Genomic DNA, 25,132 nt, shown 5'->3' on the forward strand with positions numbered 1-25,132 from the left:
ACGCCCATGGCACACTGGTCAATCGGCCACCGGTTCCGGTTCACGCCCGAGTCCGTCGCGCGTAGCGGCGGGTGGCGACGGCGACCCGGCGACCACCGACGAGAGGACCGAGGCGACATGAAGCCCAACATCCACCCGGAGTACGTGACCACCGAGGTCACCTGCTCCTGCGGCAACACCTTCACGACCCGCAGCACCGCCAAGGGCGGCTCGATCCACGTCGAGACCTGCAGCGCCTGCCACCCGTTCTACACCGGCAAGCAGCGCGTGCTCGACACCGCCGGTCGGGTCGCGAAGTTCCAGCAGAAGTACGCCAAGGTTCAGGCCAAGAAGGGCAAGTAACTTCTCGTTCGGCGCCCGCGTCCGGTTTCCTGCCGGACGCGGGCGCCGTCCGTATGTCTCCCGGTCCGTCGCGTCGAAGGAGCAACCCCAGCATGAGCAGTGAGCGCCTGGCCGCCCTCCTCGACGAGTACGCCGAGCTGGAGAAGCGGCTGGCCGATCCGGCCATCCACGCCGACCAGGGCACCGCCCGGCGGGTCGGCCGGCGCTACGCCGAGCTGGTGCCGCTGCACAAGGCCGCCGGCGAACTGGAGCAGGCCCGGGCCGACCTGGCCGCCGCCCGCGAACTGGCCGCCGAGGATCCCGCCTTCGCGGCCGAGGCCGAGGCCATCGCGGCGTCCCTGCCGGCGCTCGAGGAGCGCCTGGCCGAGCTGCTGATCCCGCGCGACCCGCACGACGCCAAGGACGTGATCGTCGAGATCAAGGCCGGCGAGGGTGGCGAGGAGTCCGCGCTCTTCGCCGCCGACCTGCTGCGGATGTACACCCGGTACGCCGAGCGGCGCGGCTGGCTCACCGAGGTGATCGACGCCCAGGACTCCGACCTCGGCGGGGTGAAGGACGTCTCGCTGGCGATCAAGACCAAGGGCGTGCCCGAGGGGGGCAACGGCGTCTGGTCGCGGCTGAAGTGGGAGGGCGGCGTGCACCGGGTGCAGCGCGTCCCGGTCACCGAGTCGCAGGGCCGGATCCACACCAGCGCGGCCGGCGTGCTGGTGCTGCCGGAGGCGGAGGACGTCGACGTCACCATCGACCCGAACGAGCTGCGGATCGACGTGTTCCGCTCGTCCGGCCCGGGTGGGCAGTCGGTGAACACCACCGACTCGGCGGTGCGGATCACCCACCTGCCGACCGGGATCGTGGTCTCCTGTCAGAACGAGAAGTCCCAGTTGCAGAACCGCGAGCAGGCCATGCGGATCCTGCGTGCCCGGCTGCTGGCGGCGGCCCAGGAGCAGGCCGACGCGGCCGCCGCGGACGCCCGCAAGGCGCAGGTGCGCACGGTGGACCGCTCGGAGCGGATCCGCACCTACAACTTCCCGCAGAACCGGATCACCGACCACCGGATCGGCTACACCGCGTACAACCTGGACCTGGCGCTCGCCGGTGACCTGGACGGCGTGCTGGACGCCCTGACCGAGGCCGACCGGGCCGCCCGGCTGGCCGGCGACACCGAACTCGCCCGCCGCTGACCCCCGCCCCCACCCCTCCCCGCCGCCCGCCCTGGCGCCCACCCGGGCCGCACGTTCACTGAATGAGTGGCTGTTCCACGTGGAATAGCCACTCATTCAGTGAACGAGCGCCCCGTGGGCGGGTGCGGGAAGGGGCGGGGCGGGTCGGACGGGTCAGGAGGCGCGGGGGCGGGACTTGGCGCGGAGCATCTCCCGGTCGGCGATCTCGAAGGCGGTGCCCAGCGCGTCGCGCAGCCCGGTGCCCGAGCCGGAGACCTCGGCGAACCCGATGCTCACCCCGACCGGGGTGCCCGGCACCAGCGACTCCCAGTCCTCGGTACGCACGGCGGCCTCGATCCGGCGGGCCACCTCGGCGGCCTCGGTCATCCCCGCGCCGGGCAGCACCACCACGAACTCGTCGCCGCCGTAGCGGGCCACGAAGTCGCCCCGGCGCATCACCCGGTTGATCACCCCGGCCACCCGTTGCAGCACCAGGTCGCCGGAGTGGTGCCCGTGCCGGGTGTTGACCGCCTTGAAGCCGTCCAGGTCGCAGACGCCGATCACCACCTGCTCGCCGCGGGCGACCACGGCGGCGATGTAGCGCTCCAGGCGGCGCCGGTTGGGCAGCCCGGTCAGCGGGTCGGTCAGCGCCTCGCCCTCGTAGCGGGCCGCCTCGCGGCGCATCTCCTCGTGGTCGATCCGGGCGGCGATGCCGTCGATGTAGACGTCCCGCAGCCGGTCGTTGCGCTGGGCGGCGAGCCGGAACGCCAGCCGGTCGGCCCGGTGCGCCGCCGCGTGGTCGCCGGCCCGGGACAGGGCGATGCTGCGCAGCCGGGCCGGTTCGGCGGCGCCGAGCGTCTCGCTGGAGACCCGGACGGACTCCAGCCGGGTGACCGCCTCGATCGGCCGTCCCTCGGCGATGGCCAGGCACACCTGGCCGAGTTCACGCATGTCCCGGGCGCGGGCGCTGTCCCCGCCGTGGCCGAGCAGCCGGGCCGGCGCGGCGTCGGTGCCCACCTCCAGCCGGTCGCCCAGCGCCGCCTGCCGGGCGGCGGCGTAGCCGTACGCGGCGAGGCTGCTCGGGCGCAGCCGCCCGGCCCGCCCGCCGCGGATGAACCGGCCGAGATCGGCGGCGACGTCGCGGAGCACCCGCAGGCAGCCGTCGCTGTCGCCGTTGTGGTCCAGCGCCACCGCGTTGCGCAGCCGGATGCCCGGCGCGGCGAAGGTCTCCTCGGGAATGCCGGCCGTCTGCCCGAGTTGGCGGGCCCGCTCGATGGCCCCGAGGGCGTAGCCGTGGAAGCTGAGGTAGGAGTAGGCCATCGCCAGGTCGTGCCAGCCCCAGGCGGTGTCCCGGTCGGGGTCGTCCACCGCGCCCAGCGCCCGGGCGGACTTGACCAGGTGGGTGACGCAGCGGTCCAGCGCGCCCTGGTGGTGCGCGGCGAGCGCGGCCAGCGCGTTCAGGTGCCCGTGCAGGTAGGGCTCGGCGAGGTCGCGGACGGCGCCGGAGGCCTCCTCGATGGCCCGGGTGAACTCCGCGGTGCGACCGAGGTTGATCAGCGCGGAGAGCCGCTGCACCAGCGCGTCGGCCCGGGCGTACGGGTCGCTGGTGCTCCGGATCACCCGGTCGACCACGCTGTACGCCTCGGCGGACCGGCTCGCCTCCTGCAAGGCCCGGGACTGCCGCAGGGCGTCAACCTGGTCGGTGACCCGGTCGAGCCAGCCCACTCGCGACCTCCTGTCGGTGTGCGTCGGCGCGCACCCGCTCGTAATGTGAACCGCGACGCTTCATGATTATGTCGTGACCATCGTGCCGCAACACCCGTCCGAAGGGACGAACCGGGAGCGTCCGTCCGTGGCGGTGCTCCGGGCGGCGCGCGTGCTGGCCGAGGCCGGGGTCGAGGCGGCGCGGGCGGAGGCCGAGCTGCTGGCCGCGTACGTGCTGGAGGTGCCGCGCGGCCGGCTCGCCCTGGCGGACGGGTTCACCCCGGCGCAGCGCGACCGGTACGCGGCGCTGGTCGCCCGCCGGGCGGACCGGGAGCCGTTGCAGCACCTCACCGGCCGGGCCGCCTTCCGGCATCTGGAGCTGGCCGTCGGCCCGGGGGTGTTCGTGCCCCGCCCGGAGACCGAACTGCTCGCCGGCTGGGGCGTCGAGCAGGCCGCGCGGGTGGCCACCCCGCTGGTGGTGGACCTGTGCAGCGGCTCCGGCGCGATCGCCCTCGCGGTCGCCCAGGAGCTGCCGTCGGCCCGGGTGGTGGCGGTGGAGGGTTCGCCGGGGGCGCTGCCCTGGCTGCGGCGCAACGTGGCCGAGCGGGCCGCGGCGGGGGACCGGCCGATCGAGGTGGTCGCGGCCGACGTCACCACGCCGGACCTGCTGGCCGAGCTGGCCGGCCGGGTGGACGTGCTGCTCTGCAACCCGCCCTACGTGCCGGCCGAGGTGGCCGTGCCACCCGAGGTGGCCCGGCACGATCCGGCAAACGCGGTCTTCGGCGGGCCCGACGGGTTGGCGGTGATCCGCCCGGTGGTGGCCCGGGCGGCGGTGCTGCTGCGGCCTGGTGGCGCGCTCGGCGTGGAGCACGACGACAGCCACGGCCGGGTGGTGCCGGAGCTGCTCGCCGCGGACGGCCGGTACGCCGACGTGGCCGACCATCCGGACCTGGCCGGCCGGCCCCGGTTCGCCACCGCGTCCCGGCGGGCGGACGGTCAGCACCGGTTCACCGGCGCGGCGTGGCAGACTGGCTCCTCGTGATGCTCTACGACTGCCGGTCGCCCGCCGACCGGGACCGCGGCATCGCTGCGGCCATCGAGGCGGTCAAGAACGGCGAACTGGTCGTCCTGCCGACGGACACGGTCTACGGGATCGGCGCGGACGCGTTCACCCCGTACGCGGTCAAGGCGCTGCTCGACGCCAAGGGTCGGGGCCGGCAGATGCCGCCCCCGGTGCTGATCGGCTCCCGGCACACCCTCGACGGGCTGGTCTTCTCGCTGCCCCAGGCGGCCCGGGACCTGGTCGAGGCGTTCTGGCCGGGGGCGCTGACCATCGTGGTCGAGCACTCGCCGAGCCTGCAGTGGGACCTCGGGGACAAGACCGGCACGGTGGCGGTGCGGATGCCGCTGCACCCGGTGGCCCTGGAGGTGCTGCGGGAGACCGGCCCGATGGCGGTCTCGTCGGCGAACAAGACCGGCCAGCCGGCCGCGGTCACCGCCGAGGAGGCGCGCGACCAGCTCGGCTACTCGGTGCGCGCGTACCTGGAGGCCGGGCCCTGCCCGGACCCGGTGCCGAGCACGATCGTGGACCTCACCGGCGAGGTGCCGCAGCTGCTCCGGCTGGGCGCCATCCCGCTGGAGAAGCTGCGCGACGTGGTGCCGGACATCGTCGAGAGCCAGGTGGCCTGAGTGCCCCCGTTCACCGTGCTGCACGTGTGCATGGGCAACATCTGCCGGTCGCCGATGGCCGAGCGGCTGCTCGCCCTCGCCGTCCGGGACCGGCTGTCCCGCCGGGGGCTGGACCCGGCCCGCGCGGACGAGCTGCTGCACAGCCACAGCGCCGGCACCGGCGGCTGGCATGCCGGCGAGGAGATGAACCCGCCGGCGGCTCGCCAGGTCACCACCCGCGGCGGCAGCACCGAGGGGTTCGCCGCCCGCAAGCTCCGCTCGGACCTCATCGACGCGGCCGACCTGGTCCTCACCGCCACCGCCGACCAGCAGGAGTACGTGGTGGCGCTGCGCCCGGACGCCGCCGAACGCACCTTCGTGCTCGGCGAGTTCGGCCGGCTGCTGGCCGCGGTGGACGCCGCCGCGCTGCCCCCGGCCGAGGCCACCGGCGAGGCGGTGTACGCCCGCGGGGTGGCGCTGGTCGAGGCCGCTCACGCCGCCCGCCAGGGGGCCAGCCCGCTGCCCACCGACGATCTCGACGACCCGTGGGGTCGGGGCGACCAGTGCTTCAGCCGGGTCGCCGACGAGATCGAGGAAACCGTGCACCCCCTCGCCACCGCCCTCCTCCCCTGAGCCCCGCCGGCGCCACCCGCCCCCGCCCCCGCCCCGCCCGCGCCCGCGCCGCACGTCGATCATGAAGTTGTTGACCCGACACGCCGGTGCACGTGGCAACAACTTCATGATCAACCAGGGCGACGCTGTGGGCGGTGTGGGTGGGGTTGGGCGGGGTGGTCGGCTCGCGAATTTCCTGCGGGTTTGGCGAAACGCGGGGGCGAAAGGGGTGTTTCGGGTCATTCTGAACGGGTCCTAGCGCGATCCGGCTCCTGCGGGGAGAGCTGATGACCCGGGCCCATCTGCACCGAGTGCTGACCATCCTGATCGCCGGCGTGCTGGCCGGCCTGGCGCTGGCGGCGGCGGCCCTGCCGGTCGCGCTGGTCTTCGGGATCGGCTTCTCGGCGCTCGCCGCGCCGTACGCGGAGCTGCCGAACACACTGCGCACCCCGCCCACCGCCCAGCGGTCCAACCTGTACGCCAGCGACGGCACCACCCTGATCACCTCCTTCTACCAGGAGGACCGGGTGGACGTCCCGCTGGCCGAGGTGGCGCCGGTGATGCGCCAGGCGATCGTGGCCGCCGAGGACGCCCGGTTCCACCAGCACAGCGGGGTGGACCTGCGGGGCGTGGCCCGGGCCTTCACGGTCAACCAGGGATCGGGCGAGACCCGGCAGGGTGCCTCCACGCTGACCATGCAGTACGTCCGCAACGTGCTGAGCAGCGACCCCCGGCTCAGCGAGGCGCAGCGCGCCGCGGCCACCGAGATCACCACCGCTCGCAAGATCCAGGAGATGCGGTACGCGCTGGCGCTGGAGCGGGAGCTGAGCAAGGACCAGATCCTGGCCCGCTACCTGAACATCGCGTACTTCGGGGCCGGGGCGTACGGGGTGGCGGCCGCCAGCAAGCGCTACTTCTCCAAGGCGCCGGCCGACCTCAACCTCGGTGAGGCGGCCCTGCTGGCCGGCCTGGTCCGCTCCCCGCACAGCGACGACCCGATCAACGGGGACGCGGACAGCGCGCTGCGCCGCCGGGCGTACGTGCTGGACCGGCTGGTGGAGGCGGGGCAGGTGCCGGCCGAGGAGGCCGCCCGGGCCGCGGCCGAGCCGCTGAAGCTGCGGCCCAGCGAGACGCCGAACGACTGCACGGCGGTGCCCGAGGGGCACAACGACTGGGGTTACTTCTGCGACTGGTTCACCCGGTGGTGGAACGCCCAGCCGGCGTTCGGGGCCAGCGTGGACGAGCGGCAGCGCACGCTGCGCCGGGGCGGCTTCTCCATCGTCTCCTCGCTCGACCCGGCGGTGCAGCGCGCCGCCGTCGAGCAGGTCCACCGGATCTACCGGGTGGACGACCGCAAGGCGATGCCGACCGCGGTGGTGCAGCCCGGCACCGGCCGGGTGCTGGCCATGGCGGTGAACCGGAACTACCGGGTGGAGGCCAACCCGCCCGGGCAGAAGAACCACCCGAACACGGTCAACCAGCTGGTCGCCGGCGGCGGGGCGATCGAGGGCTACCAGGCCGGCTCGACGTTCAAGCTCTTCGCCGTGCTGGCCGCGTTGGAGTCCGGGCTGCCGCTGCGGACCGAGTTCGACGCGCCGGACCGGTTCGTCACCCGCTACCCGGCCTCCGGCGCGGCGAGCTGCGACGGCTACTGGTGCCCGGAGAACGCCAGCCGGTCGATGGCGGGCTGGCACGACATGTGGACCGCCTTCGGCGAGTCGGTGAACACGTACTTCGCCTGGCTTACCGAGCGGGTCGGCGCGGACCGGGTGGTGGAGATGGCCGAGCGGCTCGGCATCGTGCTGCGCTCCCCGGACGACGCCCGGCTGGCCCGCCACGGCGCCCGCACCTGGGGCCCGTTCGTGCTCGGCGTGGCCACCACCACGCCGCTCGACCTGGCCGGGGCGTACGCCACGCTGGCGGCCGAGGGCACCTGGTGCGCGCCGCTGCCGGTCACCTCGATCACCGACGCGGCCGGTCGCCCGGTCGACGCGGCCAAGCCGGACTGCCGCCAGGTGCTGGACGCCGAGGTGGCCCGGGCGGCGGCGGACGCGGCCCGCTGCCCGGTCGGCGACCAGTCCATGTACAACCGCTGCGACGGCGGCACCGCGACCCGGCTGCGGGACCGGCTGGGCCGTCCGGTGGCCGGCAAGACGGGCAGCTCGGAGCGGTACGCCACGGAGACCGTGGTGGCGTTCACCCCGCAGCTCGCGGTCGCCGCGATCGCCGCGAACCCGGACGACCCGCGGGACGGGGTGGGCCGTGCGGTGCAGGGCCGGATGGTGGACGCGGTGGCCGAGTTGATGTCGTTCGCGCTGCGCGACCAGCCGGTGCGCGACTTCGTGCCGCCGAGCGAGGCGATCGCCTTCGAGGTCAGCGGAGAGCGGACCGGGAACTGACCGACGACTCGGCCAGGTGCTCGGCGCCCCGGGCGATGTTGCGGGTCATCCCGCCGAAGACCACCGCGTGGAACGGCGCCACCGAACCCCAGTACGCGTGCCCGGACAGGCCGTGCGGGAGGAAGACCGCCCGCTGGTGGTAGCGGCTGTGCCCGTTCTCGGCCGGCAGCACCCGCATCTCCAGCCAGGCCCGGCCGGGCAGCCGCATCTCGGCGCGCAGCCGCAGCAGCTCACCGGGGACGATCTCCTCCACCCGCCAGAAGTCCAGCGCCTCGCCGACCTGGAGCCGGTGCGGGTCGCGCCGCCCCCGGCGCAGCCCCACCCCGCCGATCAGCCGGTCCAACCAGCCCCGCACCGACCAGGCGAGCGGGAAGGAGTACCAGCCGTGCTCCCCGCCGACCCCCTCGATCACCTGCCAGAGCACGGCCGGCGGGGCGGCCACCGCGCGCTCCCGCACGTCGGTGTACGTGGTGCCGCCGGACCACTTCGGGTCGCTGGGCAGCGGTTCGGCCGGCGCGTCCGGGCCGCTCGCGTTCGACCACCGGGTCTCCACCGCGGCGTTGCGGATCTTGGCCAGTGCCAGCTCCACCGCCCGGTCGAAGCCGGTGAGCCCCTCCGGCGGGTCGGGCACGTACCGGGCGATGTCGTGCTCGCGGGCGACCGCCTCGTGCACCAGGCTCTCCACCAGCGGCCGGGCGATCGCGTTCGGCACCGGGGTGATCAGCCCGACCCAGAGCGAGGAGAGCGCCGGGGTCAGCGGCCGGACCGGCACGATGAACCGCCGGGGCAGCTCGGCCACCCGGGCGTAGCGCTGCATCATCTCCTCGAAGGTGAGGACGTCCGGCCCGCCGATGTCGAAGGCCCGGTTGACCTCCGGCGGCAGTTCCGCGCAGCCGACCAGGTAGCGCAGCACGTCGCGGACCGCGATCGGCTGGATCCGGTTGCGCACCCAGCGCGGGGTGACCATCATCGGCAGCCGCTCGGTGAGATGGCGCAGCATCTCGAACGACGCCGAGCCGGACCCGATGATCACCGCGGCCCGCAGCACCGCGGTCGGCACCCCGCTGTCCAGCAGGATCCGCCCCACCTCGGCCCGGGAGCGCAGGTGCGCCGAGGGGACCGACCGGTCTTCGGCCGGCTCCGGCCCGCCCAGATAGACGATCCGGCGGACGCCCGCGGCGCGGGCCGCGGTCGCGAAGTTCGTCGCCGCCTCCCGGTCGGCGGCCTCGAACCCGGCCTGGCCGAGCGAGTGCACCAGGTAGTAGGCGACGTCCACGCCGTCGAGCGTGGCCGGCAGCGTCTCCGGTTTGCGCAGGTCGCCCTCGGCGATCTCGACCCGGCTCGCCCACGGCACGTCCCGCAGCCGGCCGGCCTTGCGGGCCAGGCAGCGTACGGTGTGCCCGTCGACCAGCAGCCGGGGCGCGAGCCGCCCGCCGATGTACCCCGTCGCTCCGGTGACCAGGCATCTCACGATCCCCAGTCTGCGGCCCAATAGACTCTGGCGCTGTGGACATCGCGCAAAGCACCTTCTGGGGGCCGGATTTCGACCAGCTCCGTGCCACCGACCCGGAGATCGCCGGGGTGGTGCTCGGCGAGCTGGACCGGCTGCGCGGCGGCCTCCAGCTGATCGCCAGCGAGAACCTCACCTCGCCGGCCGTGCTGGCCGCGCTCGGCTCGACGCTGACCAACAAGTACGCCGAGGGCTACCCGGGCCGGCGGTACTACGGCGGCTGCGCCGAGGTGGACCGGGCCGAGGAGATCGGCATCGCCCGGGCGAAGGAGCTCTTCGGGGCCGAGCACGCCAACCTCCAGCCGCACTCCGGGGCGAGCGCCAACCTGGCCGCGTACGCGGCGCTGGTGCAGCCGGGCGACACGGTGCTCGCCATGGACCTGCCGCACGGCGGGCACCTGACCCACGGCAGCCGGGTGAACTTCTCCGGCAAGTGGTTCCACACCGTCGGCTACACCGTGCACCGGGACACCGAGCTGATCGACTACGACGAGGTGCGCGACCTGGCCCTGGCGCACCGGCCCAAGATGATCATCTGTGGCGCGACCGCGTACCCGCGGCTGATCGACTTCGCCCGGTTCCGCGAGGTCGCCGACTCCGTCGGCGCGTACCTCATGGTGGACGCCGCGCACTTCATCGGGCTGGTCGCCGGCAAGGCCATCCCCTCCCCGGTGCCGTACGCCGACGTCGTCTGCGCCACCACCCACAAGGTGCTGCGCGGGCCGCGCGGCGGGATGATCCTGTGCCGGGAGTCGCTGGCCCAGCGGATCGACAAGGCGGTCTTCCCGTTCACCCAGGGCGGCCCGTTGATGCACGCCGTCGCAGCCAAGGCCGTCGCGCTGCGCGAGGCCGCGCAGCCCGAGTTCCAGGCGTACGCGGCCCAGGTGGTGCGCAACGCGCAGGCGCTCGCCGCCGGGCTGGCCGCCGAGGGGATGCGCCCGGTCTCCGGCGGCACCGACACCCACCTCGCCCTGATCGACCTGCGCGAGGTGGGGGTGACCGGCGCGGACGCCGAGGCGCGCTGCGACGCCGCCGGCATCACGCTGAACAAGAACGCCATCCCGTACGACCCGCAGAAGCCGATGGTCGCCTCCGGGATCCGGGTCGGCACGCCCGCCGTCACCACCCAGGGCATGCGGGAGGGTGAGTTGCGCCGGGTCGCCGGGCTGATCGCCCGGGCGGTGCGCACCGATCCGGCCGAAGCGGGTGGCGCCGACCGGCTGGCCGCGATCGCGTCCGAGGTGACCGAGCTGGTCACCGAGTTCCCGGCGTACCCCCGTGGCTGAGCCCGGGGTGCGCGAGCCGGTCGCGGCCGCCGACCGGCGCTGGCGGCTGCGGCACCTGCCGGTGCTGCTGGCCGCGAGCGGCCTGCTGACCGCCGTGGCCGCGCTGCTCGGCGCGGTCACCGGTGGCACCGACGCGGCGCTCGGCGCGGCGGCCGGGGTGGGCGTCACGGTGGCCAGCTACACCCTGACCACCGTGGTGCTGGCCTGGGCCGACTCGGTGAACCCGCAGCTGGTGCTCCCCTTCGGACTCGGCCTCTATGCGGCCAAGTTCACCCTGCTCGGGGTGGTGATGGTGGCCGTGGCGTCGACCGGCTGGGCCGGCCTGATCCCGCTCTGTCTGGGCATCGCCGCCGGGGTGGTGGTCTGGACCGGGGTGCACATCTGGTGGCTCACCGCCGTGCACGCCCACGGGACCCGCTGACCGCGGGAATCCCACCCCTCGGACGGCGCGAAAATGTGTCCGGCACTGGTCATTTCCAGGCTGGCGGAAGGGGAGTAGCGTGCCCACAGACGAGCCTGCCCGCCCGACGCCCACACAACGACGGTTGTGCGGGGGGTGAGGCACAGCCTCGACTTCCCGACTGATATCGTTCGCCCCGTCATGGCTGGTGACCAAACCCCCCGACCCAGCGGCGACCGGGACGACGTTCCGTCCGGCGCCGGCCAGGGTTGGACCGCGCTCACGTACCTGATCGCGGGCATGCTCGTGTGGGGTTTCATCGGCTGGCTGGTCGACCAGTGGCTCGACACCGGGGGCATCGCCACCGGGATCGGCGTCGTGCTCGGCATGGCCGGGGGGATCATCCTGGTCGTCCGCCGACTCGGCACGCCTACTTAGGAAGGGACGCAGGTGTTCGGAGCGGCGAACGTTCTGGCTCAGGGCGAGGCAGCATTCCCACCCAGCGTGGAGGACTTCTACCTGCCCAGCATCCTGCCCTGGGGTGCGGAGAACTCCTACTGGTTCACCAAGATCACCGCGATGGTCTGGCTGGCCGTCGGCGTTCTGATCATCTTCTTCCTGGCCAGTTACCGGAAGCCGCAGCTGGTACCGACGAAGAAGCAGTGGTTCGCCGAGTCGATCTACGGCTTCGTGCGGAACAACATCGCTGTCGACATGATCGGGCACGCGGGGGTGCGGTTCGCGCCGTACTTCACCACGCTGTTCTGCTTCATCCTGCTGACCAACTTCTTCGCGATCTTCCCGCTGCTCCAGATCTCGCCGAACTCGCACATCGCCTTCCCGGCGTTCCTCGCCGTGATCAGCTACGTGCTCTTCATCTACGCGGGCATCCGGCACCACGGCGCCGGCAAGTTCATCAAGAACTCCCTCATCCCGCCGGCGCCCTGGTACATCCTGCCGCTGCTGATCCCGATCGAGTTCTTCTCGACCTTCCTCGTCCGGCCGTTCTCGCTGGCCGTCCGTCTCTTCGCGAACATGTTCGCCGGCCACATGCTCCTGCTGGTCTTCACGCTCGGCGGCTTCGCGATGCTCAACGCCAACGCCTGGCTGGCGCCGGTCTCGCTCCTCTCCTGGGTGATGACCATCGCGCTCACCTTCCTCGAGTTCCTGGTGATCGTCCTGCAGGCCTACGTCTTCACCGTGCTCACCGCCAGCTACGTGCAGGGCGCGCTCGCCGAAGAGCACTGATCCACCGCACCACCCGTTGTCGTCCCGCGTGACCGTCACGCGTGATAACCAGGAGGAACCCACTAATGGACATCTACGCCGCGGTAGAGGGCAGCACCGCCGCCATCGGCTACGGTCTCGCGGCCATCGGCCCGGGCATCGGTGTCGGCCTGGTCTTCGCCGCCTACATCCAGTCGACGGCCCGCCAGCCGGAGTCGTCCCGGATGACCCTGCCGTACGTCTGGATCGGCTTCGCCGTCATCGAGGCGCTCGCGCTGCTGGGCATCGCCTTCGGCTTCATCTGGCAGGGCCAGCTCTAATCCCGCCCCTCGACCGGGAGGTCATCCATGTTCCTGCTCGCCGCTGAGGGTGGTGAGTCGACCCACAACCCGATCGTGCCTGTCTGGCAGGAGATCGTGGTCGGCACCATCGCCTTCGCCATCCTCTGCTTCGTGCTGATGAAGTTCGTCTTCCCGCGCATGGAGCAGACGTTCCAGGCTCGGGTGGACGCGATCGAGGGCGGCATCAAGCGCGCCGAGGCCGCCCAGGCCGAGGCCAACCAGCTGCTCGAGCAGTACCGCGCGCAGCTCGCCGAGGCGCGTACCGACGCTGCCAAGATCCGGGACGACGCCCGGGCCGACGCCGAGGGCATCCGGCAGGACATCCTCGCCAAGGCGCGGGAGGAGTCCGACCGGATCATCGCGGCCGGCAAGGAGCAGCTCGCCGCGGAGCGGGCCACCATCGTGCGCGAGCTGCGCACCGAGGTCGGCACCATCGCGGTCGACCTGGCCAGCAAGATCGTCGGTGAGTCGCTCGCCGACGAGGCGCGTCGCAAGGGCACCGTCGACCGGTTCCTGAGCGGTCTCGAGAGCACGGGGGCCCGCTGATGCAGGCCGCCAGCCGGGAGTCGTACAAGATCGCGGCCGAGCGCCTCGACGCGTACGTCCGCGGCGCGGAGCCGTCGGCGGTGGCCACCACCGCCGACGACATCCTCTCCGTCGCCGCCCTGCTGCGGCGGGAGCCGCGGCTGCGCCGGGCGCTCTCCGACCCGGCCCGCTCCGGGGAGGACCGGTCCGCCCTGCTGACCGGGATCCTCGGTGGCAAGGTCGGCGCGGACGCGCTCGAGCTGGTCGCCGCGCTGGTCTCCGGCCGCTGGTCGGCGCCGTCGGAACTGCTCGACGCCACCGAGCGGCTCGGCGTGGAGGCGCTCCTGGCGGGCGCCGACAAGAGCGGCGAGCTGGGTGAGGTCGAGGACGAGCTGTTCCGTTTCGGGCAGGTCGTCGCCGGCTCGCCCCAGCTGTCCAACGCGCTCTCCGACGCGATGGTGCCGGCCAAGCAGCGGGCCACCCTGGCCGACCAGCTGCTCGCCGGCAAGGCCCGGCCCGTCACCGGCTACCTCGTCGGGGTCGCGCTCGCCGGTTTCGGGGGACGCTCCTTCACCGGGGCGCTCACCCGGCTGGTCGAGCTCGCCGCCGACCGGCGCGACCGGCAGGTGGCGTACGTGACCGTGGCGGCCCCGTTGAGTGAAGAGGAGGAGCGCCGGCTGGGCGCTAGCCTCTCCGCGATATACGGTCGGGAGGTATCCGTCAAGCAGACGGTGAACCCCGAGGTCCTCGGTGGCGCGAGCGTGCGGGTCGGCTCCGACCTGTACGACGGCACCGTCCTGCGCCGCCTCAACGAGACCCGCAACGCGCTCGCGAAGCGCTGAGGCGGCCCCGCCGCGCAGCGCCTGAATGACAGACGCCATTCGGACCGGTCGGTACTAGGTATCCCGGGCCCCTGATACTTAAGGAAGCAGAGGATGGCCGAGCTGACCATCTCGACGGAGGAGATCCGCGGCGCCCTGGAGCGCTACGTCTCCTCCTACACGTCCGACGTCTCCCGCGAGGAGGTCGGCACCGTCGCCGACGCCGGCGACGGCATCGCCCACGTCGAGGGCCTGCCCTCGACCATGACCAACGAGCTCCTGGAGTTCGAGGACGGCACGCTCGGCGTGGCGCTGAACCTCGACGTCCGGGACATCGGTGTCGTCGTCCTCGGTGACTACGCCGGCATCGAGGAGGGGCAGCGCGTCAAGCGCACCGGCCGGGTGCTCTCCGTGCCGGTCGGCGACGCCTTCCTCGGCCGCGTGGTCAACGCGCTCGGCCAGCCGATCGACGGCCTCGGCGACATCGCCAACGAGGGCTACCGCGAGCTGGAGCTGCAGGCTCCGAACGTGATGGCCCGGCAGTCCGTCTTCGAGCCGATGCAGACCGGCATCAAGGCGGTCGACGCGATGACCCCGATCGGCCGGGGCCAGCGGCAGCTGATCATCGGTGACCGGAAGACCGGCAAGACCACCGTCGCCCTGGACACCATCCTCAACCAGCGGGAGAACTGGCGCTCCGGCGACCCGAAGAAGCAGGTCCGCTGCATCTACGTCGCCGTCGGCCAGAAGGCCTCCACGATCGCCTCGATCAAGGGCCTCCTGGAGGAGGCGGGCGCGATGGAGTACACCACCATCGTCGCCTCGCCGGCCTCCGACCCGGCCGGCTTCAAGTACCTCGCCCCCTACACCGGCTCGTCCATCGGGCAGCACTGGATGTACGGCGGCAAGCACGTCCTGATCGTCTTCGACGACCTGAGCAAGCAGGCCGAGGCATACCGGGCCGTGTCGCTGCTGCTGCGCCGCCCGCCGGGCCGCGAGGCGTACCCGGGTGACGTCTTCTACCTGCACTCCCGGCTGCTGGAGCGCTGCGCGAAGCTGTCGGACGAGATGGGCGGCGGCTCGATGACCGGTCTGCCGATCATCGAGACCAAGGCCAACGACATCTCGGCCTTCATCCCGACCAACGTCATCTCGATCACCGACGGCCAGATCTTCCTGGAGACCGACCTGTTCAACCAGGGCGTCCGGCCGGCCATCAACGTCGGCACCTCGGTCTCCCGGGTCGGTGGCGCCGCGCAGGTGAAGCCGATGAAGAAGGTCGCCGGCTCGCTGCGGCTGAACCTGGCCCAGTACCGCGAGCTGGAGGCGTTCGCCGCCTTCGCCTCCGACCTGGACAAGGCCTCCCGGGCCCAGCTGGAGCGCGGATCCCGCCTGGTCGAGCTGCTCAAGCAGCCGAACTACTCGCCGTTCCCGGTGCAGGAGCAGGTCGTCTCGGTCTGGGCCGGCACCGAGGGCAAGCTGGACGACATCCCGGTCGGTGAGATCCGGCGGTTCGAGTCGGAGTTCCTGCAGTACCTGCGGCACAAGCACGAGGGCGTCCTCGCGGCCATCGCCGACCACAAGTGGGACGACGACATCATCGGCTCGCTGGACTCGGCCATCACCGAGTTCAAGCAGGTCTTCCTCGGCAAGGAGGACGAGCGCCGAATCAACGAGGCGCCGGCCGCCCCGCTGGAGGGCGACGAGGCCCGCGAGACGGTGACCCGCTTCCGCGACGGCACGACCGACCGCCCGGTCGAGAACCAGTAAGGGCTGACCATGGCGGCCCAGGTTCGCGTTCTTCGTCAACGGATCCGCTCGGCGAAGTCGATGAAGAAGATCACCAAGGCGATGGAGCTCGTGGCGACGAGCCGGATCGCCAAGGCCCAGGCCCGGGTGGAGGCGTCCCTGCCGTACGCCCAGGCCATCACCAACGTGCTCACGGCGCTGGCGTCCAACGCGCGGATCGACCACCCGCTGCTCACCCCGCGGCCGCGGGTGCGGCGGGCCGGCGTCCTGCTGGTCACCAGCGACCGGGGCCTGGCCGGCGGGTACAGCACCAACGCGATCAAGACCGCCGAGTCGCTGATCGCCCGGCTCAAGGCCGACGGCAAGGAGCCGGTGCTCTACGTCGTCGGGCGCAAGGGCGTCACGTTCTACCGGTTCCGCAACCGGCCGATCGAGGCGAACTGGACCGGCTTCAGCGAGCAGCCGTCGTTCGCCGACGCCCGCGAGGTGGGCGAGACCCTGATCAAGGCGTTCTCGGCCGGCGCGGACGACGTGGACGGCGGCGCCGGGCCGGACGGGGTGCTCGGGATCGACGAGCTGCACATCGTCTACACCGAGTTCAAGTCCCTGATGACCCAGACCCCGGTGGCGAAGATCATCGGCCCGATGCAGGTGGAGGACCGGCCGCGGTCCGAGGGCCTGCTGCCGGCGTACGAGTTCGAGCCGGAGGCGGAGGCGCTGCTCGACGCGCTGCTGCCGAAGTACATCAACACGCGGATCTACGCGGCGTTGATCGAGTCGGCGGCGAGCGAGTCGGCGGCCCGGCGGCGGGCGATGAAGAGCGCCACCGACAACGCGGAAGAGATGATCGAGAAGTACACGCGTGAGATGAACTCGGCCCGCCAGGCCGGGATCACCCAGGAGATCAGCGAGATCGTCGGCGGCGCGAACGCGCTGGCCGCGTCGGGAAGTGAAGTGTGATGACTGCCCCAGTAGAGACCAAGACGGCCACGGGTCGCGTGGTCCGGGTCATCGGCCCGGTCGTCGACGCCGAGTTCCCGCGCGACGCCATGCCGGACCTGTTCAACGCCCTGCACGTCGAGGTGACGCTCTCCGGCGGCGAGAAGACGCTGACCCTGGAGGTCGCCCAGCACCTGGGTGACAACCTGGTCCGCGCCATCTCGATGCAGCCGACCGACGGCCTGGTGCGCGGTGCGGAGGTGCGCGACAGCGGCTCGCCGATCACCGTTCCGGTGGGCGACGCGGTCAAGGGCCACGTCTTCAACGCGATCGGCGAGGTTCTCAACCTCACCGAGGGCGAGACGCTCCAGGCCGACGACCGCTGGAGCATCCACCGCAAGGCCCCGGCCTTCGCGGACCTGGAGCCGAAGACCGAGATGCTGGAGACCGGCATCAAGGTCATCGACCTGCTCGCCCCGTACGTCAAGGGCGGCAAGATCGGCCTGTTCGGCGGCGCCGGCGTGGGCAAGACGGTGCTCATCCAGGAGATGATCACCCGGGTCGCCCGGAACTTCGGTGGTACCTCGGTCTTCGCCGGCGTGGGTGAGCGCACCCGTGAGGGCAACGACCTCATCGCCGAGATGACCGAGTCCGGCGTCATCGACAAGACCGCGCTGGTCTACGGCCAGATGGACGAGCCGCCGGGCACCCGGCTGCGGGTCGCCCTCTCCGCGCTCACCATGGCGGAGTACTTCCGCGACGTGAAGAAGCAGGAGGTGCTGCTCTTCATCGACAACATCTTCCGCTTCACCCAGGCCGGTTCCGAGGTCTCCACCCTGCTCGGCCGGATGCCGAGCGCGGTGGGTTACCAGCCGACCCTGGCCGACGAGATGGGCGAGCTCCAGGAGCGGATCACCTCCGTCCGGGGCCAGGCCATCACCTCGATGCAGGCGATCTACGTGCCGGCGGACGACTACACCGACCCCGCTCCGGCCACCACGTTCGCCCACCTCGACGCGACCACCAACCTGGAGCGGTCGATCTCCGACAAGGGCATCTACCCGGCCGTGGACCCGCTGGCGTCCTCGTCCCGGATCCTCGCCCCGGAGTTCGTCGGTCAGGACCACTTCCAGGTGGCCACCGAGGTGAAGCGGATCCTGCAGCGCTACAAGGACCTGCAGGACATCATCGCCATCCTCGGTATCGAGGAGCTCTCCGAGGAGGACAAGGTCACGGTCGGCCGGGCCCGCCGGATCGAGCGGTTCCTGTCGCAGAACACCTACGCGGCGGAGCAGTTCACCGGTGTGCCGGGCTCGACGGTCCCGATCAAGGAGACCATCGAGGCGTTCCGCAAGATCAGCGAGGGCGAGTACGACCACTTCCCCGAGCAGGCCTTCTTCATGTGCGGCGGTCTGGAGGACCTGGAGCGCAAGGCGAAGGAACTGATGGCGGAGGGCTGAGCCCGCCCGTTGTGAGCAAGAAAAAGGCCGCCCCGGCAATGCCGGGGCGGCCTTTTGTTCATCTTCGCGCCGTATCCTGCCCGCTGGCCGGTTTCCCGCGCTCGGCGATCGTGCCGCGTGCGAGGTACCGTCGGTTCGCGCGCTCACCGGAATGAGCGTTGGTCTATGGCAACCATTCGGCTGGGTGCGCCCGTCTCCTGATCGTGGGCGTGACGAACGGAGATGATCGTGGGTAAGGCCGGCAAGGGCGGCAAGCGGCCGTCCATCTGGGCGGGTGTGCCCCGGTGGGCCCGCGTCTGCACCGTGTTCGGCGCCGTGCTGATGCTGCTCAGCGGGGCGGTGCTGGTCGGCGCGGAGGCGCTGATGGCCCGCTACGAGGGCGCGGTGGGCAAGGCCGACCTCTTCGGCGACCAGGCCGCCGGCGCGAAGGAGCGCAAGAGCGACATCAAGGGTCCGCTAAACATCCTGCTGGTGGGCATCGACCCGCGCAACCCGGAGACGCCGCCACTGGCCGACTCGATCATGGTGCTGCACGTGCCCGCGACCATGGACCGGGCCTACCTCTTCTCCATGCCCCGCGACCTCATCGTGGAGATCCCGAGGTTCAGCAAGGCCGACTTCAACGGCGGCACCGACAAGCTCAACGCCGCCATGTCGTACGGCAGCCGGGTGCCGGGGAAGAACCCCGACGCGGCCCGCGGCTTCGAGCTGCTCGCCATGACCGTGCAGGACGCGACCGGGATCAAGCGCTTCGACGCCGGGGCGATCATCAACTTCACCGGCTTCCAGAAGATCGTCGACGCGATGGGCGGCGTCGACATGTACATCGAGCGTGAGGTGCGCTCCGAGCACCGGGAGCCGGACGGCAAGCACCGCAAGGGCAACCCGAACGGCGAGGGCTACATCGGCCCGCAGGCGGTCTACAAGAAGGGCAACCAGCACCTCAAGGGCTGGCAGGCGCTGGACTACGTCCGGCAGCGCTACCCGAAGAACGGCGTCCCGGACGGCGACTACGGCCGGCAGCGCCACCAGCAGCAGTTCGTCAAGGCCATGGTCGGCCAGGCGTTCAGCGCCGATGTGGTGACCAACCCGCTCAAGCTGGACCGGGTGCTCCGGGCCGCCGGGCAGTCGCTGATCTTCAACGGCCGCGGCCACAGCGTGGTCGACTTCGGGCTGGCGCTGAAGAACATCCGTCCGGAGACCATCCAGATGGTGAAGCTGCCCGGCGGCGGGGTGACGGAGAACGGCAAGTACCGCGGCGAGGCGTTCAAGCCCGAGGTGGACGACTTCTTCGCCGCGCTGCACAACGAGCAGCTGGACGCGTTCCTGCTGGAGCACCCGGACTTCCAGAACAAGACCAAGTAGGGCGTGGCGTAGCTCTCGCCACCCGCCTTGGGGGCGCTCCGGCGGCGGGACTAGACTTTCGGCAATCCGCCGCCGCAGCAAGGAGACAGCGTGGCACAGCAGCTTCACGTCGAGCTCGTAGCCGTCGAGGAGAAGGTCTGGTCCGGCGAGGCCGAGATGGTCGTCGCCCGGACGACCGAGGGTGAGCTGGGTGTGCTGCCGGGGCACGCGCCGCTGCTCGGCCAGCTCGCCGAGCCCGGGCAGGTACGCATCAAGCTCGCCGGCGGCGAGCAGGTCTCCTACGAGGTGGCCGGCGGCTTCCTGTCGGTGAGCGCCGAGGGCGTGACCGTCCTGGCCGAGAGCGCCACCCCGGTATCCGCCGCGCAGAGCCGCTGAGCCGTACCGTCGATGGAGATCGTCGAAGGGATCGGAATCGGCATCGCCGTGATCCTCGGCGCGCTGCTGATCCTCTTCGTCCGGCGAGCGGTGGTCACCCGTAGCGGTGGCATCATCCGACTCAGCGTCCGGGTCTCCACCATGCTCGACGGCCGCGGCTGGTCGCCCGGCTTCGGCCGGTTCGTCGGCGACGAACTCCGCTGGTACCGGATGTTCAGCTTCGCCCTGCGCCCCAAGCGGGTGCTGTCGCGCAAGGGGCTGACGGTCGAACGCCGCCGCCTCCCCGAGGGGCAGGAGCGGCTCTCCATGCCCGCCGACTGGGTCATTCTCCGGTGTACCAGTCACCACGCTCCGGTCGAGATCGCCATGGCGCGTTCCACCGTCACCGGATTCCTCTCCTGGCTCGAGGCCGCCCCACCTGGGGCGGTCTCGCCGCGTCTGGCCTCCCAAGACTGGCCCGCGGCCTGATCCCGCCCGGCCTCCGGTGTTTCCGGGGAGCCCACCCCGCTCCGGGCGGTCAGGCTTGATCCCTCCGCGGGGCGGGCTCCCCGGAAACACCTCACGTTGCCAGGCGCGTCCTCAGGTGCCTGCTATCTCGCACCGTCACCGGTCAGCGACCAGTTCGACCTCGTACCCCTGGTTGTCGGTGAGGTAGGCGGCGTAGGTGCCCGGGCCGCCGGCGTGCGGGTGGCGGTCGGGGAAGAGCAGCGTCCAGCCGTGCGCCGGCGCCGCGGCGACCAGCCGATCCACGGCGGCCGGCGGGCCGGCGTGGAAGGCCAGGTGGTTGAGGCCCGGGGCGAGCCGGTCGTGCCGCCGCCCGGAGAGCGCGGGGGACTCCTCCAGCACCAGGTAGGTCGGGCCGAGCCGCCAGGAGTGGCCGGCCGGCCACTCCTGGAACGGCGTCCAGCCCAGCTCACCCAGGAGCCAGCCCCAGCTCCGGCGGGCGGCCGTCAGGTCGGGTACCCAGATCTCGACGTGGTGCAACCCGCCCACGCGGGAAAGGGGTGGTGCCGGCGGCTGCGCGGTCAGCGCTTACCGCCGGGAACCCATAGCACATCTCCGTTCGGATTTGCTGTTCTTGACAGGATGAAGAGCAGGTCGGAGAGCCGGTTGAGATACTTTGCCGGGAGAGTGCTGGTCCGCTCGGAGTCATGGCTGACCAGGGCCCACGCCGCACGCTCGGCGCGCCGGGCGGTCGTCCGCGCCACGTGCAGCAGCGCCGCGCCCGCGGTGCCGCCGGGGAGGATGAAGGAGTCGAGCTTGCTCAGGCGTGCGTTGTACTCGTCGCACCAGCCCTCGAGGCGCTCGACGTACTCCTCGGTGACCCGCAGCGGCGGGTACTTCGGGTCCGGTTCGACCGGGGTGGCCAGATCGGCGCCCACGTCGAACAGGTCGTTCTGGATGGCGCCGAGCACCGCCCGCAGCTCGTCGTCGAGCTGGCCCAGCGCCAGCGCCACGCCGATCGCCGCGTTGCACTCGTCGACGTCGGCGTACGCGGCGATCCGGGGATCGGTCTTCGGCACCTGCTCGTTGTTGTTCAGCCTGGTCATGCCGGCGTCGCCGGCCTTGGTGTAGATGCGCGTGAGGTGGACGGCCATGACGCACAGCCTACGGATACCGGACCTGACGATCCCGGCGCGGCCGGACACCGCCGCCGGCTGGCCGGCCGGGGTGGGCCCCGGCGACGCGGGCGACCCGGCGGTCAACGACGTCGACGTGATCCGGGTGAACGGCGGCGCCCGGCTGGCCGGCACGGTGCACGTGGTGGGGGCCAAGAACTCCGCTTTGAAGCTGATGGCGGCCGCGCTGCTCGCCCCCGGCCCCAGCGTGATCACCAACGTGCCCCGGATCACCGACATCGCGATCATGGGGGAGGTGCTCCGCCGGCTGGGCTGCGCGGTGCGCTTCGACCCCGACGACCCGGTCGACCCGATGGTCGCCCGCGGCGGGGCCGCCCGTTCCCTGTCGGTCACCATCGACGTGCCCGACCAGCCGGACACGGCGGCCGACTACGACCTGGTCCGCCGGCTGCGCGCGTCGATCTGCGTGCTCGGCCCGCTGCTCGCCCGGCGCGGATACGTACGGGTGGCCCACCCCGGCGGTGACGCGATCGGTTCCCGTGGCCTGGACATGCACATCTCCGGGCTGACCCGGATGGGCGCCGAGATCTCCGGCGAACACGGCTTCGTGATCGCCGCCGCGCCGCACGGCCTGCACGGGGCCGACATCGTGCTCGACTTCCCCAGCGTGGGGGCGACCGAGAACCTGGTGATGGCGGCGGTGCTGGCCCGCGGCCCGAGCGTGATCGACAACGCCGCCCGGGAACCGGAGATCGTCGACATCTGCACCATGCTCAACCAGATGGGCGCCCACATCTCCGGGGCCGGCACCTCCACCCTGCACATCGAGGGCGTGTCCGACCTGCGGCCGGTACGGCACGCCACGGTGGGGGACCGGATCGTCGCCGGCACCTGGGCCTTCGGTGCGGCGATGACCCGCGGCGACGTGACCGTGACCGGGGTGGATCCGGCGTTCCTGGAGGTCGCGCTGGACAAGGTGGTCTCGGCGGGCGGCCTGGTGGAGACGCGGGCGGACGCCTTCCGGGTCCGGATGGACGACCGACCGCAAGCGGTGGACGTGGTGACGCTGCCGTACCCCGGCTTCGCCACCGACCTGCTGCCGATGGCGATCGGGCTGGCCGCGGTCAGCGACGGCGCCTCGCTGATCACCGAGAACATCTTCGACGGGCGGTTCATGTTCGCCAACGAGATGATGCGGCTCGGCGCGGACATCAAGACCGACGGCCACCACGCCGTGGTCCGGGGCCGGGAGCGGCTCTCCGGCGCCCCGGTACAGGCCACCGACATCCGGGCCGGCGCCGGGCTGATCATCGCCGGCCTCTGCGCCGACGGGGTCACCGAGGTCTCCCACGTGCACCACGTGGACCGCGGCTACCCGGACTTCGTGGCCGACCTGCGGGCGCTCGGCGTCGCGGTGGAGCGGGGCGTCGCCCCGGAGGGGCCGGCGGTCACCATCTGAGGGCCTTGGTGGTCGCTCAGGCTCGCCGACTGCGGCTGGCGGACTGAGGGCCTTAGCAGTCGTTCAGGCTCGCCGACTAGGGTGCTGGCAGACACTCATTCAGGCGAGGGAGTAAGCAGATGGCGGGTCGACTCGCGGTCGTCGGGGCCGGGCTGATGGGCTCGGGCATCGCCCAGGTGGCGGCGCAGGCGGGCTGGCAGGTGACGCTGCGGGACCTGGACGACGCGGCCACCCGGCGCGGCCTGGACGGCATCCGGAAGTCGCTGGAGAAGTTCGCCGAGAAGGGCAAGATCGAGGCGTCCGAGGTCGAGGCGGCGCTGGGCCGGATCACCCCGACCACCGACCTGGAGGCGGCCGCGGACGCCGACATCGTGGTCGAGGCGGTCTTCGAGCGGCTGGACGTCAAGCACGAGGTGTTCCGGGCGCTGGACAAGATCTGCAAGTCGGACGCGGTGCTGGCCACCAACACCTCGGCCATCCCGGTGACCCAGATCGCCGCGGTGACCGAGCGCCCGGAGGCCGTGGTCGGTACGCACTTCTTCTCGCCGGTGCCGATGATGAAGCTCTGCGAGCTGGTCCGCGGCTACAAGACCAGCGACCAGACGCTGGCCACCGCGAAGGCGTTCGCCGAGGAGATCGGCAAGACGGTGGTTGTGGTCAACCGGGACATCGCCGGCTTCGTCACCACCCGGCTGATCGCCGCGCTGGTGGTGGAGGCGGTCAAGCTGGTCGAGTCCGGTGTGGTGTCGGCGGAGGACCTGGACACCGCGTGCCGGCTCGGCTTCGGCCACGCCATGGGCCCGCTGGCCACCACCGACCTGACCGGCGTGGACGTGCTACTGCACGCCTCGAAGAACATCTACACCGACACCGCGGACGAGAAGTTCTTCCCGCCGGAGCTGCTCCAGCGCATGGTCACCGCCGGCGACCTGGGCCGCAAGACCGGCAAGGGCTTCTACACGTACTGACGGTGGCGCGCCCCCGGCCGCTCAGCGGACCGCTCCCGCCGGCGCGGGGGCGGTCCGCCGCAGTCCGGCGGTGAGCACCAGCGTGGCCGCCAGCGCCGCCGCGGCGAGCAGCGCGACGGCCCGGTTGGCCGGGACCAGGTCCGCGACGGTGCCGGCCAACGCGGCGCACACCGCCTGCCCGGCCATCATGCCGTTCTGGTGCAGGCCGAGCACCTGACCCCGGGCCTCGGCTGGCGAGTGGGCGATCAACCGCTCCTGCAACGGCAGTCCGCCGGCGAAGCCGACCGAGGCGACCAACGCGACGACCATGGCCAGTGGCAGCGGCGGCGACAGCAGGAACACCAGGTACGGGACCGCGAGCAGCAGCCGCAGTCCGGGAATCCACCGCTCCCGGCGGGCTCCGGTCAGGAACCGCCCCACCACCACGTCGCCGGTCAGCATGCCGAGGGCGGCGGCGGCGAACAGGAACCCGGCGCGGTCACCGGCGTACGGGACGAAGAGCGCCTCGCACCCGACGACCAGACCACCGGGCACCCACAGGTTCAGGAAGAGGGACCGGCGGCCCGGGTCCGCCCAGAGTTCCCTGTTCACCCGCAGGGTGCGCGCGACCGTCGTCCGCTCGGTGACCCGGACCGGGCGTTCGGACAGCCCGAACCAGCCCACTGCGGCGGCCACCGCCCGGAGCACCGCGGCGAGCAGGAACACCTGGTACGGGCTCAGCCACACGAGCAGGGCGCCGGCCAGGCCGAACCCGGCGATCTGCATCACCCCGACGCTCGTGTTCATGGTGGCCCGGGCCAGTACGTAGGCGTTGGCCGGCAGGATGTCGGTGAGCAGCGCCCACCTCGCCCCGCCGGTGATCGAGCCGACGTACGCGCTGGCGAAGATGATCGTGAAGCGGGCCCACAGTGGCAGCCCGGGCACCGCCTGCACCGCCGCTCCGACGGTGACCAGCACCGCGGCGAGGGTGAGCGCCCGGCGCGGGGGCAGGCTGTCCGCGGCCGACAGCAGCGTCAGGCTGCCGAGCACGCCGGCCAGCGGTGCGCCGAACATGCTCAGTGCGGTGAGCAGCGCCGAGCCGGTCGACGCGTAGGTCAGCGCGCCCAGCGCCAGGGCCGACGTGGTGTGCCCGGCGATCCCCGCGCAGTTGGCCAGGAACAGGTTGCGGAACTCGCGGGCGGCGAACAGGTCTGCGTACGTTCTCACGGACACGATCGTGCGGGGCGCCGGGTGGTATCCCGT

26 protein-coding genes are annotated in these 25,132 nt (G+C 72.1%); 21 read left to right on the forward strand and 5 right to left on the reverse strand.

Annotated elements, in window-relative coordinates:
- Positions 1-117 precede the first annotated feature (117 nt).
- Positions 118-342 carry a 50S ribosomal protein L31 gene (rpmE, locus tag GA0070609_RS01880; RefSeq protein WP_012184056.1) on the forward strand — a complete coding sequence of 75 codons (225 nt, stop codon included), beginning with the start codon at positions 118-120 and terminating at the stop codon, positions 340-342.
- Between the two features lie 92 nt (positions 343-434).
- Entirely contained in the window at positions 435-1,523 is a 1,089-nt protein-coding gene (gene prfA / locus GA0070609_RS01885) for a peptide chain release factor 1 (protein ID WP_088992187.1), read from the forward strand.
- Between the two features lie 153 nt (positions 1,524-1,676).
- Here the strand turns inward: prfA and GA0070609_RS01890 are convergent, their stop codons facing one another.
- Positions 1,677-3,227, reverse strand: a complete 1,551-nt coding sequence (locus GA0070609_RS01890; protein WP_088992188.1) for a GGDEF domain-containing protein — start codon at positions 3,225-3,227, stop codon at positions 1,677-1,679.
- An 82-nt stretch (positions 3,228-3,309) separates the two neighbouring features.
- Between GA0070609_RS01890 and prmC the strand changes: the two genes are divergently transcribed.
- The 4 genes from prmC (at position 3,310) to GA0070609_RS01910 (ending at position 7,885) form a co-directional block, all read left to right on the forward strand.
- Positions 3,310-4,248 carry a peptide chain release factor N(5)-glutamine methyltransferase gene (gene prmC / locus GA0070609_RS01895; protein WP_408630651.1) on the forward strand — a complete coding sequence of 313 codons (939 nt, stop codon included), beginning with the start codon at positions 3,310-3,312 and terminating at the stop codon, positions 4,246-4,248.
- Complete coding sequence (locus tag GA0070609_RS01900; protein ID WP_088997429.1) at positions 4,248-4,895, forward strand: L-threonylcarbamoyladenylate synthase; 648 nt, start codon at positions 4,248-4,250, stop codon at positions 4,893-4,895. The genes prmC and GA0070609_RS01900 overlap by 1 nt, the downstream gene beginning before the upstream one ends.
- Positions 4,896-5,507: an arsenate reductase/protein-tyrosine-phosphatase family protein gene (locus tag GA0070609_RS01905; RefSeq protein WP_088992190.1), complete on the forward strand. Its 612-nt coding sequence runs from the start codon at positions 4,896-4,898 to the stop codon at positions 5,505-5,507.
- Between the two features lie 266 nt (positions 5,508-5,773).
- Positions 5,774-7,885, forward strand: coding sequence for a transglycosylase domain-containing protein (locus GA0070609_RS01910; protein ID WP_088992191.1), 2,112 nt, complete (start codon positions 5,774-5,776; stop codon positions 7,883-7,885).
- On the opposite strand, the gene GA0070609_RS01915 is transcribed toward GA0070609_RS01910, so the two are convergent.
- A complete protein-coding gene (locus GA0070609_RS01915; protein ID WP_088992192.1) occupies positions 7,860-9,356 on the reverse strand; it encodes an SDR family oxidoreductase in 1,497 nt (498 codons plus the stop codon). The two genes, GA0070609_RS01910 and GA0070609_RS01915, sit on opposite strands and share 26 nt — an antisense overlap.
- Before the next feature lie 35 nt (positions 9,357-9,391).
- On the opposite strand from GA0070609_RS01915, the gene GA0070609_RS01920 reads away from it, so the two are divergent.
- The 13 genes from GA0070609_RS01920 to GA0070609_RS01980 all read left to right on the forward strand — a co-directional run bounded on the left by GA0070609_RS01920 (position 9,392) and on the right by GA0070609_RS01980 (position 20,351).
- Positions 9,392-10,681, forward strand: a complete 1,290-nt coding sequence (locus GA0070609_RS01920; protein WP_088992193.1) for a serine hydroxymethyltransferase — start codon at positions 9,392-9,394, stop codon at positions 10,679-10,681.
- Positions 10,674-11,102 carry a hypothetical protein gene (locus GA0070609_RS01925; RefSeq protein ID WP_088992194.1) on the forward strand — a complete coding sequence of 143 codons (429 nt, stop codon included), beginning with the start codon at positions 10,674-10,676 and terminating at the stop codon, positions 11,100-11,102. Before GA0070609_RS01920 ends, GA0070609_RS01925 begins: the two co-directional genes overlap by 8 nt.
- Before the next feature lie 180 nt (positions 11,103-11,282).
- Entirely contained in the window at positions 11,283-11,519 is a 237-nt protein-coding gene (locus tag GA0070609_RS01930; protein ID WP_088997430.1) for an AtpZ/AtpI family protein, read from the forward strand.
- Positions 11,520-11,531: 12 nt separating this feature from the next.
- Complete coding sequence (gene atpB / locus GA0070609_RS01935) at positions 11,532-12,329, forward strand: F0F1 ATP synthase subunit A (protein WP_088992195.1); 798 nt, start codon at positions 11,532-11,534, stop codon at positions 12,327-12,329.
- Positions 12,330-12,394: 65 nt separating this feature from the next.
- Entirely contained in the window at positions 12,395-12,628 is a 234-nt protein-coding gene (locus GA0070609_RS01940) for an ATP synthase F0 subunit C (protein ID WP_043966050.1), read from the forward strand.
- Positions 12,629-12,655: 27 nt separating this feature from the next.
- Positions 12,656-13,195 carry a F0F1 ATP synthase subunit B gene (locus GA0070609_RS01945; protein WP_088992196.1) on the forward strand — a complete coding sequence of 180 codons (540 nt, stop codon included), beginning with the start codon at positions 12,656-12,658 and terminating at the stop codon, positions 13,193-13,195.
- Positions 13,195-14,016 (forward strand): F0F1 ATP synthase subunit delta, encoded by an 822-nt coding sequence (locus GA0070609_RS01950; RefSeq protein WP_088992197.1) that lies wholly within the window; start codon positions 13,195-13,197, stop codon positions 14,014-14,016. Before GA0070609_RS01945 ends, GA0070609_RS01950 begins: the two co-directional genes overlap by 1 nt.
- 93 nt (positions 14,017-14,109) lie before the next feature.
- A complete protein-coding gene (atpA, locus tag GA0070609_RS01955) occupies positions 14,110-15,765 on the forward strand; it encodes a F0F1 ATP synthase subunit alpha (protein WP_088992198.1) in 1,656 nt (551 codons plus the stop codon).
- Between the two features lie 9 nt (positions 15,766-15,774).
- Positions 15,775-16,704 (forward strand): F0F1 ATP synthase subunit gamma, encoded by a 930-nt coding sequence (locus tag GA0070609_RS01960; protein ID WP_088992199.1) that lies wholly within the window; start codon positions 15,775-15,777, stop codon positions 16,702-16,704.
- On the forward strand, positions 16,704-18,143 hold the full coding sequence (gene atpD / locus GA0070609_RS01965; protein ID WP_088992200.1) for a F0F1 ATP synthase subunit beta: 1,440 nt from the start codon (positions 16,704-16,706) through the stop codon (positions 18,141-18,143). Before GA0070609_RS01960 ends, atpD begins: the two co-directional genes overlap by 1 nt.
- Before the next feature lie 222 nt (positions 18,144-18,365).
- Positions 18,366-19,508, forward strand: a complete 1,143-nt coding sequence (locus GA0070609_RS01970; protein WP_088992201.1) for an LCP family protein — start codon at positions 18,366-18,368, stop codon at positions 19,506-19,508.
- 90 nt (positions 19,509-19,598) lie between these two features.
- On the forward strand, positions 19,599-19,883 hold the full coding sequence (locus tag GA0070609_RS01975) for a F0F1 ATP synthase subunit epsilon (protein ID WP_088992202.1): 285 nt from the start codon (positions 19,599-19,601) through the stop codon (positions 19,881-19,883).
- A gap of 12 nt (positions 19,884-19,895) precedes the next feature.
- Positions 19,896-20,351 (forward strand): DUF2550 domain-containing protein, encoded by a 456-nt coding sequence (locus tag GA0070609_RS01980; protein WP_088992203.1) that lies wholly within the window; start codon positions 19,896-19,898, stop codon positions 20,349-20,351.
- Positions 20,352-20,486: 135 nt separating this feature from the next.
- Here GA0070609_RS01980 and GA0070609_RS01985 read toward each other — a convergent pair whose 3' ends face one another.
- Positions 20,487-20,876 (reverse strand): VOC family protein, encoded by a 390-nt coding sequence (locus GA0070609_RS01985; RefSeq protein ID WP_088992204.1) that lies wholly within the window; start codon positions 20,874-20,876, stop codon positions 20,487-20,489.
- A 32-nt stretch (positions 20,877-20,908) separates the two neighbouring features.
- Positions 20,909-21,481 (reverse strand): cob(I)yrinic acid a,c-diamide adenosyltransferase, encoded by a 573-nt coding sequence (locus tag GA0070609_RS01990; protein ID WP_088992205.1) that lies wholly within the window; start codon positions 21,479-21,481, stop codon positions 20,909-20,911.
- On the opposite strand from GA0070609_RS01990, the gene murA reads away from it, so the two are divergent.
- Positions 21,480-22,922 carry a UDP-N-acetylglucosamine 1-carboxyvinyltransferase gene (murA, locus tag GA0070609_RS01995; protein WP_088992206.1) on the forward strand — a complete coding sequence of 481 codons (1,443 nt, stop codon included), beginning with the start codon at positions 21,480-21,482 and terminating at the stop codon, positions 22,920-22,922. The genes GA0070609_RS01990 and murA overlap by 2 nt on opposite strands.
- 119 nt (positions 22,923-23,041) lie before the next feature.
- Positions 23,042-23,890, forward strand: coding sequence for a 3-hydroxyacyl-CoA dehydrogenase family protein (locus GA0070609_RS02000; protein ID WP_088992207.1), 849 nt, complete (start codon positions 23,042-23,044; stop codon positions 23,888-23,890).
- A 21-nt stretch (positions 23,891-23,911) separates the two neighbouring features.
- Here GA0070609_RS02000 and GA0070609_RS02005 read toward each other — a convergent pair whose 3' ends face one another.
- Positions 23,912-25,096, reverse strand: coding sequence for an MFS transporter (locus GA0070609_RS02005; protein WP_088992208.1), 1,185 nt, complete (start codon positions 25,094-25,096; stop codon positions 23,912-23,914).
- Between the last annotated feature and the right edge of the window lie 36 nt (positions 25,097-25,132).

The sequence above is a fragment of the Micromonospora echinaurantiaca genome (assembly GCF_900090235.1).
Lineage (GTDB): Bacteria > Actinomycetota > Actinomycetes > Mycobacteriales > Micromonosporaceae > Micromonospora > Micromonospora echinaurantiaca.

Bases quoted from the DNA above. Each gene is read 5' to 3' on its own strand.
- rpmE (WP_012184056.1), top strand. From the start codon at position 118: ATGAAGCCCAACATCCACCCGGAGTACGTGACCACCGAGGTCACCTGC.
- prfA (WP_088992187.1), top strand. From the start codon at position 435: ATGAGCAGTGAGCGCCTGGCCGCCCTCCTCGACGAGTACGCCGAGCTG.
- GA0070609_RS01900 (WP_088997429.1), top strand. From the start codon at position 4,248: ATGCTCTACGACTGCCGGTCGCCCGCCGACCGGGACCGCGGCATCGCT.
- GA0070609_RS01910 (WP_088992191.1), top strand. From the start codon at position 5,774: ATGACCCGGGCCCATCTGCACCGAGTGCTGACCATCCTGATCGCCGGC.
- GA0070609_RS01930 (WP_088997430.1), top strand. From the start codon at position 11,283: ATGGCTGGTGACCAAACCCCCCGACCCAGCGGCGACCGGGACGACGTT.
- GA0070609_RS01940 (WP_043966050.1), top strand. From the start codon at position 12,395: ATGGACATCTACGCCGCGGTAGAGGGCAGCACCGCCGCCATCGGCTAC.
- GA0070609_RS01945 (WP_088992196.1), top strand. From the start codon at position 12,656: ATGTTCCTGCTCGCCGCTGAGGGTGGTGAGTCGACCCACAACCCGATC.
- GA0070609_RS01950 (WP_088992197.1), top strand. From the start codon at position 13,195: ATGCAGGCCGCCAGCCGGGAGTCGTACAAGATCGCGGCCGAGCGCCTC.
- atpA (WP_088992198.1), top strand. From the start codon at position 14,110: ATGGCCGAGCTGACCATCTCGACGGAGGAGATCCGCGGCGCCCTGGAG.
- GA0070609_RS01960 (WP_088992199.1), top strand. From the start codon at position 15,775: ATGGCGGCCCAGGTTCGCGTTCTTCGTCAACGGATCCGCTCGGCGAAG.
- atpD (WP_088992200.1), top strand. From the start codon at position 16,704: ATGACTGCCCCAGTAGAGACCAAGACGGCCACGGGTCGCGTGGTCCGG.
- GA0070609_RS01970 (WP_088992201.1), top strand. From the start codon at position 18,366: ATGATCGTGGGTAAGGCCGGCAAGGGCGGCAAGCGGCCGTCCATCTGG.
- GA0070609_RS01980 (WP_088992203.1), top strand. From the start codon at position 19,896: ATGGAGATCGTCGAAGGGATCGGAATCGGCATCGCCGTGATCCTCGGC.
- murA (WP_088992206.1), top strand. From the start codon at position 21,480: ATGACGCACAGCCTACGGATACCGGACCTGACGATCCCGGCGCGGCCG.
- GA0070609_RS01990 (WP_088992205.1), bottom strand. From the start codon at position 21,481: ATGGCCGTCCACCTCACGCGCATCTACACCAAGGCCGGCGACGCCGGC.
- GA0070609_RS02000 (WP_088992207.1), top strand. From the start codon at position 23,042: ATGGCGGGTCGACTCGCGGTCGTCGGGGCCGGGCTGATGGGCTCGGGC.